At 60.0% G+C, this 7,714-nt stretch carries 9 protein-coding genes; all 9 read left to right on the top strand.

Translation table 11 applies throughout. The features are described 5' to 3' along the window. Positions 1-384 precede the first annotated feature (384 nt). The 9 genes from N7D90_RS08540 to N7D90_RS08500 all read left to right on the top strand — a co-directional run bounded on the left by N7D90_RS08540 (position 385) and on the right by N7D90_RS08500 (position 7,663). Positions 385-1,335: a siderophore-interacting protein gene (locus tag N7D90_RS08540; protein ID WP_261741747.1), complete on the top strand. Its 951-nt coding sequence runs from the start codon at positions 385-387 to the stop codon at positions 1,333-1,335. Between the two features lie 164 nt (positions 1,336-1,499). Further along, positions 1,500-2,708 (top strand): PepSY-associated TM helix domain-containing protein, encoded by a 1,209-nt coding sequence (locus N7D90_RS08535; protein ID WP_261741746.1) that lies wholly within the window; start codon positions 1,500-1,502, stop codon positions 2,706-2,708. Further along, positions 2,705-3,247, top strand: coding sequence for a thiamine pyrophosphate-binding protein (locus tag N7D90_RS08530; protein WP_261741745.1), 543 nt, complete (start codon positions 2,705-2,707; stop codon positions 3,245-3,247). Before N7D90_RS08535 ends, N7D90_RS08530 begins: the two co-directional genes overlap by 4 nt. Continuing rightward, the gene (locus N7D90_RS08525) at positions 3,244-3,579 is read left to right on the top strand and encodes a hypothetical protein (RefSeq protein WP_261741744.1); all 336 of its coding nucleotides are present in this window, start codon (positions 3,244-3,246) and stop codon (positions 3,577-3,579) included. Before N7D90_RS08530 ends, N7D90_RS08525 begins: the two co-directional genes overlap by 4 nt. After that, positions 3,576-4,130, top strand: coding sequence for a DUF6162 family protein (locus N7D90_RS08520; RefSeq protein WP_261741743.1), 555 nt, complete (start codon positions 3,576-3,578; stop codon positions 4,128-4,130). Before N7D90_RS08525 ends, N7D90_RS08520 begins: the two co-directional genes overlap by 4 nt. Positions 4,131-4,164: 34 nt before the next feature. Further along, the gene (locus tag N7D90_RS08515; protein ID WP_261741742.1) at positions 4,165-5,103 is read left to right on the top strand and encodes a metal ABC transporter substrate-binding protein; all 939 of its coding nucleotides are present in this window, start codon (positions 4,165-4,167) and stop codon (positions 5,101-5,103) included. Beyond that, positions 5,100-5,852, top strand: coding sequence for a metal ABC transporter ATP-binding protein (locus N7D90_RS08510; protein ID WP_261741741.1), 753 nt, complete (start codon positions 5,100-5,102; stop codon positions 5,850-5,852). The genes N7D90_RS08515 and N7D90_RS08510 overlap by 4 nt, the downstream gene beginning before the upstream one ends. Continuing rightward, positions 5,852-6,751 carry a metal ABC transporter permease gene (locus N7D90_RS08505; protein ID WP_086796244.1) on the top strand — a complete coding sequence of 300 codons (900 nt, stop codon included), beginning with the start codon at positions 5,852-5,854 and terminating at the stop codon, positions 6,749-6,751. The genes N7D90_RS08510 and N7D90_RS08505 overlap by 1 nt, the downstream gene beginning before the upstream one ends. After that, positions 6,752-7,663 carry a metal ABC transporter solute-binding protein, Zn/Mn family gene (locus tag N7D90_RS08500; protein WP_261741740.1) on the top strand — a complete coding sequence of 304 codons (912 nt, stop codon included), beginning with the start codon at positions 6,752-6,754 and terminating at the stop codon, positions 7,661-7,663. Positions 7,664-7,714: the final 51 nt, after the last annotated feature.

Below are 7,714 nucleotides of genomic sequence, written 5' to 3'. Positions count from 1 at the left end.
TGACTTCTTCCGTACGTGTTGGCTATCGAGCGTTGGCTCGGCTATCCCTACGGAACGGATGAAGTCAGGGGAAAATTAACCTGCCGCTTTTGACAGAAACAGGCAAGGGACACCGCGAACACACCAACACCCGAAAGTTGTAGATACTCTGTTCTAGGTCAAGCCCCCAGTGGGAGCGAGCCTGCTCGCAAAGAACATTCGCGAGCAGGCTCGCTCCCACGCTTGAAGTATCTCTGTAGATACTCTGCTCCCGGTCAAGCACTAGCGAAGGGCTCTCGCTAAACCGCTTGGTTCACCTGCGCGCCTCAGCGGCTACAAGTCGCCGTTAAATTCAGGCTCCGACTAGTCGTTATATAAACGACTCCTGTTCACTAAGGTGCTGTTATGTCCGCCGTCACCTCTCTGGTACAAAACCTGCGTAATCGACTCAATAAACCCACCGCTTACCAGGTGTTCGATATCCAGCTCAAGCATCGAATTGCCTTGAGTCCGTCGCTGATGCGTTTTGTGTTCAGCGGCAGCGATGTGGCACTTATGCGCACCCTGGCACCGGACCAGCGGGTCAAACTTTTCTTCCCGAGCGTCGACGGTATCGCTCCCAACCTGCCCAAGCAGGGCGACTGGCGAGCACACATACGCGACCTTGGTTCCGAACAGACCCCACCCATGCGCACTTACACCATTCGCGACCTGCGCGTGGAATCGGCCGAGCTGGACATCGACTTTGTCCTGCACGGCGAAACCGGCCCCGCCTCGCGCTGGGCGCTGCAAGCCGAGATCGGCGATCAACTGCAAATCATCGCTCCCAACGGCGCCTGCCAAGAGGACCCCGGTGGTTATGAATGGCAACCACCTCAGGGCGTGCGCACAGTGCTGTTGATCGGCGACGAAACCGCCCTCCCGGCGATTGCCGGGATCCTTGAACAACTTGCACATCACCCCGACCCGCCCCAGGTACAAGCCTTTGTCGAAGTACCCGAAGAGTCTGACTGCCTGCCTTTGGTCTGCGGCCTTAACGCCAAAGTCCACTGGCTACCCCGCGCCAGTCTGGGCAAACAACACGGCGACGGCATGCTCCTCGCCGCCCGCGAACTGGCCAGCCTGCCGCCCCGGCGCAGACAAGCTCAAGGCTGCGCGGCGCTGCAAGAACTTGACCTGGACAACCAGCGCCTATGGGAACGGGCGAGCGCCAAACACAACGACTTTTATGCCTGGGTGGCCGGGGAATCGACGGCTGTGATGGCGATAAGAAGGTTTTTCGTCAATGAGTGCGGCATGGACCGCAAGGGGCTGACCTTTATGGGGTACTGGAAACTGGGGCAGTCGTTGGGGTGAACGCAGCCTCGTTCCTGCATCAACGGCTGCAGGCATACGGGGTGCGAAACATTTTTTTACAACTCTGGCTTCGGGTTTTGAACGTCTCATTCGTCCTACATGGATAAGCAATCGCTTCTCAATGGCGATTAGACACCCGCCCAGCCGCGAGTTTGCCGTTCCCCATGTCCAAAAAGTCCCGTTCTAAACTCTGGTTTCTGGTGCACAGCTGGTTGACGCTGCCTATCTGGTTCTTTGTGTTGATTGTCTGTGTGACCGGTACCTTGGCGGTGGTCAGCCAGGAGATTGTGTGGCTGGCCACCCCCGAGGCTCGTGCCACTCAGCCGTCGGATGACGCGCCACTGCTGACTTATGAGCAAGTGCTCAGTGCCATTCACAAGGCCGAACCGACACTGGCCGTGCAGTCGATCAGCCGTCCGGACGAGTCGCATTTTGCCCTGGTAGCCGATGTGGTGTACCCGGACGGCCGCTCGCCAGCGCTGTATATCAACCCTTACACCGGGGCAATTCAGGGTGAAAGCCCAAGCTTCGACTTCAAGGCCTTTACCCGCGCCCTGCACGGCTGGTGGCTGGTGCCCTTTACCAATGGCTACAGTTGGGGCTGGTATCTGGTGTCATTCCTCGGCTTGCCTTTGCTGGCATCGCTGGTTACCGGATTGGTGGTCTACAAGAAGTTCTGGAAAGGTTTTTTCAAACCCAACCTGCGCTTCAAGCACGGTGCGCGGATTTTCTGGGGCGATTTCCATCGTCTGTGCGGCATCTGGTCGATCTGGTTTATCGCGGTAATTTCTATCACCGGCCTGTGGTTCCTGATTCAGGCCTTTATGTTCGATAACCAGATTTCCATTTCAACCGCAGGTAACCCGCCCGTTGTGGCGCGCCAGGATGTGCCGATCATGCCGGACGGCAAACCCGCGCCGCAGATCAGCCTCGATCAGGCAGTCAAGATTGCAGCCGAAAACATCCCGGGGCTGGAAGCGAGCTTTGTCAGCCTGCCAAGCAATGCCTACGGCCATATCGAAGTCGGCGGTCCCGGCTGGTATCCGTTGTTGTTCCAGACCGCCGAGATCAACCCCTACAACGGCGCAATTGAAGGCTCGCGGATGATCGCCGACCGCTCCGGGCTGGAGTTGGTCACCGAGTCGATGCGCCCGCTGCACACCGGTGATTTTGGCGGATTGTGGGTCAAGCTGATCTGGTTCTTCTTCGGTTTGATCCTGAGCATGATGGTCTTGAGCGGCTTGCTGATCTGGACCAAGCGCACCGCCCTGGCCACCGCCAACGCCCTCAAACGCAGTGAAAAACCCAAGCGTGCGCCAAAAACCCAGACCGTTACGGCGCATAGCCCACAGCCCGAAGAGGTCAATGTATGAGCAAGGCAGTGGCTGCACAGCCAGCGTCCAGCCTGAGCAGGCTGTGGCACAAATGGCGCTTTCACATAAACATCCTGCTATTGCTGGTGCCGCTGGGCTTTATGCCCAAGTACTTTGCCGATGCTTCGCTGTTTCGTGGTGACAGCGGCTTGGGCGAGCGAGACATCGGCACCGTGCAGGTCGGCCCCTGGAGCCTGCAACTGGCCGAGTTGCGCAACGAGGCCCCACGCCCCGACGGCCCGGCCGGGTACATGAAGAGCTTTAACGCGGCCCTGTGCGACACCTGTATCGATCAGGTCAAGGCCGCCTATCTGCGTATCGGCAAGCCGCGCAGTCTGCGCGCCGCCGGGGTGATTTTTTTCGGCACGCCGTACCGCATGGGCGCCACCCTGCCAATTCCTGAGCGCACCAAGGCCGACGCAGAACTGTGGATCACCCTTGAAGGGTGGGACGGTTCCATGCATCAGGCATCCATTCCCCTGAGTCAGGCATCACCGACAACCGTGGCCTGGCTGACCAAACAAGGAGGCAAGCCATGAGTTCGCGCCTGTTTAAACAACCTGCCTTGGCGGCAGGACTGTTTGCATTGATCGGTTTTTGCGGTCAGGCACTAGCCCACAACCCGATGTGTGAGTGCAAGGCTGTCGAAGACGGGCAAATCCGTTGCACCGGCGGGTTTTCCGATGGCAGCGGCGCACCAGGGGTGACCCTGGACGTCATCGGCTACGACGAAACCATCCTGGTGCCCGGCAAGCTGGGAGCGGACTCGACCATGACCTTCAAACGCCCGGATTCTGAGTTTTATGTGCTGTTCGACGCAGGCCCCGGTCATATCGTAGAGATTGACCAAGCCGATATCGAGGCCCCATGAGTACTCAAGTCGTGCGCCCGGCCGGGGCCGGGCATGAAACCCTGTATGTGTTGCTGTTGTGCCTGCTGATTCTGACGGTGGCCGGTTCCGTGGTGGCCTGGCGTCATGAATCCCAGGAAGTGACCTCGGTGGCCACCCATCAACTGGATGCGCGACGCGACCTGACCGCGGCCGAGCAAGGCATCTACGCCGACTTGCGGGTCACCCTGGACGAGATCCAGTTGCTGCGCGAAGAGTCCAGCACCCTGCCCCAACCAGCACAACTGGCCGAAGAAGGCTTCGCACCCTTCGCCAGCGATGCCAGCTCAGTCAGCCGTGGCAACCATGCCTGGCAGTTGCTGGGCCAGCAGGCGTATCTGGGAGTGAGCCCTAACCCCGAAGTGGCGGGCTCGTTTTTGATGCGTATCGCGGATCAACCGGACATCTGGCTCAACCGCCAACATGCCGTCAGCCCACCCGTTGATCTGAGCGATGCGGCCCTGAACCAGAGTGGCTGGCAGCAAGTGATCGCGCAATTCGATGCTGGAGTGACTCGTCAGCATCGGCACTGAACCCACCGCTTGACCTGAGAGAAGACTGCTCGCCATGTCGATTTCATCTGTTGTGCGTCGCCGCACCTTGTTGCTGGCCGCCCTGTTTGCCGCTTGCCTGTCACCACTGGTGCATGCCGACACCCCGACACCGCTGGCCAAGCCGTTGCGCATCGGTATCACCTTGCACCCTTACTACAGCTACGTGGCCAATATTGTCGGCGACAAGGCCGAAGTGGTGCCGCTGATTCCTGCAGGCTTCAACCCCCACGCCTATGAGCCACGCGCCGAGGACATCAAGCGCATCGGCACTCTGGATGTGATCGTGCTCAATGGCGTCGGCCATGATGACTTTGCCGACCGCATGATCGAGGCCAGCGAAAAGCCGGATATCCCGGTGATTGAGGCCAACCGCAATGTTCCGCTGCTGGCTGCCACCGGCAACGCGGCACGTGGCGCGGGCAAGGTGGTCAACCCGCACACCTTTCTGTCGATCAGCGCCTCGATTGCTCAGGTCAACAACATTGCCCGCGAACTGGGCAAGCTGGACCCGGCCAACGCCAAGACCTACACCGCCAATGCCCGCGCCTACGGCAAGCGCTTGCGCCAAATGCGCGCCGATGCCTTGGCCAAGTTGACCCAGGCACCCAACGCCGACCTGCGCGTAGCCACGGTACACGCAGCTTACGACTACCTGCTGCGTGAATTCGGCCTGGAAGTCACCGCAGTGGTTGAACCGGCCCACGGCATCGAACCGAGCCCCAGCCAGCTGAAAAAAACCATCGACCAACTGCGCGAACTGGACGTGAAGGTGATCTTCTCCGAGATGGACTTCCCTTCCACTTATGTCGAGACCATCCAGCGCGAGTCCGGGGTCAAGCTGTACCCGCTGTCACATATTTCCTATGGCGACTACAGCGCCGACAAGTACGAAAAAGAAATGACCGGCAACCTCAATACCGTGGTCAGGGCAATTCAGGAGGCCGGCGCATGACTGCTGCTGAACGATTGTCAGTAAAGGTCTGCGGCCCCGGCGTAGAGTTTGATCAGGTTTCGCTGACCCTGGGCCGCACGCCCATTCTGGATCACGTCAGCTTCAGCATCCGCCCCGGCAGCGTGCATGCGCTGGTCGGGCCTAATGGCGGCGGTAAAAGCTCGCTGATCAAGACGCTGCTGGGGCAAATGCCCCATCAGGGTCGACTGTGCCTGAACTGGCCCGGCGAACCTGGGCTGATCGGCTATGTGCCGCAAGCGCTGGAATTCGATCGCGGGCTGCCGATGACCGTGGATGATTTTATGGCCGCCATGTGTCAGCGCCGCCCTGCCTTTATGGGCCTGTCGCGCAAGGTGGCCCCGGCCATCGGCGAAGCGCTGGAGCGGGTTGGCATGCAGGACAAACGCAAGCGCCGCATGGGCGCACTGTCCGGTGGCGAACGCCAGCGTGTGCTGCTGGCTCAGGGTTTGATCCCGGCACCGCAATTGCTGGTGCTGGATGAGCCCATGTCGGCGCTGGACGAGGCCGGGGCGCGGGTATTCGAACGCTTGCTGACCGACTGGAGCCAGGCCGGGGTCACTGTGGTCTGGATCGAGCACGACCTGGCAGCCGTCAAGCGGTTGGCCGAACGCGTTACCGGGCTCAACCGTCAGGTACTGTTCGACGGCCCGCCTGAGCAGACCCTGAGTCCCGAGCGTTTGCTGACGCTGTTCTCAACCCATCCCAAGGCTCACGGGAGCGCCCTTTAATGAGTTACGAAGCGTTCCGTTTGATGGTTCAGGGCTGGGCTTCTGCGGGCTATTTGCCCGAAGTGCTGGCTTACGGTTTTGTGGTCAATGCCCTGCTCGCAGGGCTGCTGATTGGCCCGGTGCTGGGCGGGTTGGGCACGCTGGTGGTGGTCAAGCGTTTTGCGTTTTTCTCTGAAGCCGTGGGCCACGCCGCACTGACTGGCGTAGCTATCGGCATCCTGCTGGGTGAACCCTACACCGGGCCTTATGGCAGCCTCTTCGGCTATTGCTTGCTGTTCGGGATCTCGCTCAATTACCTGCGCAACCGTACCGGGCTGGCACCGGATACGTTAATCGGGGTTTTTCTGTCGGTGTCATTGGCCCTGGGTGCCAGCCTGCTGCTGATTCTGGCGGGCAAGATCAACGTGCATATCCTCGAAAACGTACTGTTCGGCTCGGTGTTGACGGTCAACGGCAACGACTTGCTGGTGCTGGCGGTGGTCGGTGCGCTGGTACTGGGCCTCAGTTTGCCGCTGTACAACCGCATCATGCTGGCCAGTTTCAATCCACAACTGGCCGCGGTCCGCGGGGTTGCGGTGAAGTCACTGGATTACCTGTTTGTAATTCTGGTTACGCTGATCACCGTGGCGGCAGTCAAGGTCATCGGTGCAATTCTGGTCGGCGCGCTGCTGGTGATTCCAGCAGCGGCGGCACGCTTGCTCAGCCAGTCACTGAAGGGCTTTTTCTGGATTTCGGTGTTGATCGCAACAGTCAGCACCTTGTGCGGCATCCTGCTGCCCATTGTGTTTGACCTGCCGATTCCGTCCGGCGCCGCAATCATTCTGATGGCCGGTATCGCCTTCGCTCTTGCCGCCATCGCCCGGGGCGTAGTCCCCAGCCTGAAAGGGAATATTGGATAAATGTTCACTCTGCGCAAACTCTCGCTAACCCTGGCCATCACCGGGCTGCTCGGCACTTCAGTACTGGCCGCCGATTCAGCAACGCAACCGGTACGCATCCTCGCCAGCCTGCCGATCACTTACGGGCTGGGCGAGTTACTGCTCAAGGACAGCAACGTGACTCTGGAGCGCGCAGCAGCCGCCAACCTGCCCGGCAGTCGGCAAAGCGCCTACTTCAGTGGCCGCGGCGCCCCGGCCCTGCATAAGCTGGCCACAAACGCAGACGCGGTGATTGGTCTGCGCTCGGTCTGGAGTGACGACCCGCTGTACCCGATGGCGCGGCGCAGCAATATCCGCATTGTTGAAGTGGACGCGGCGCGCCCCGTGGACGGCAGCCTGCCGGGGATTGCCGTGCAGCCAGGCGCGCACATCGATGGCCTGAACAGCCAGCCCTGGCTGACCAGTAACAATATGGGGCGCATGGCAGATGTAATCGCCGCCGATCTGGTACGCCTGGCGCCGCAAGCCAAGGGCACAATCGAAACCAATCTGGCGACCCTCAAACAGCGCCTGCTCAAACTCAGTGCTGACAGCGAAGCGCAGTTGGCCAAGGCTGACAACTTGAGTGTGGTCAGCTTGTCGGACCGGCTGGATTATCTGATTGGCGGGTTGAATCTGGAACGGGTCGAGGTGGATCACAAAGGTGATGAGCGCTGGACGCCCGAGTCACTGCAAGCACTGACCCAAACCCTCAAGGACAATGACGTGGCCCTGGTGCTGGACCATCGTGAACCGGCTGCGCCAGTGAAGGCAGCGATTGCCGAAGGTGGCAGTGAACTGGTGGTGATCGGTGCTGAAGGCGCCGATCCGGTGGCTGAATTGCAGGGCAATATCGACGCTATCGTCAAGGTTCTGAACAAGAGCCAAGGGTAATATCGGTCTTTATGAGAACCACAAAAAGCCAACCGAGTGTTGGCTTTTTTC

The sequence above is a fragment of the Pseudomonas fragi genome, from assembly GCF_025426255.1.
Lineage (GTDB): Bacteria > Pseudomonadota > Gammaproteobacteria > Pseudomonadales > Pseudomonadaceae > Aquipseudomonas > Aquipseudomonas kulmbachensis.
Note: the sequence above shows the minus strand (reverse complement) of the source record. Positions and strands in the feature narration are given on the sequence as shown.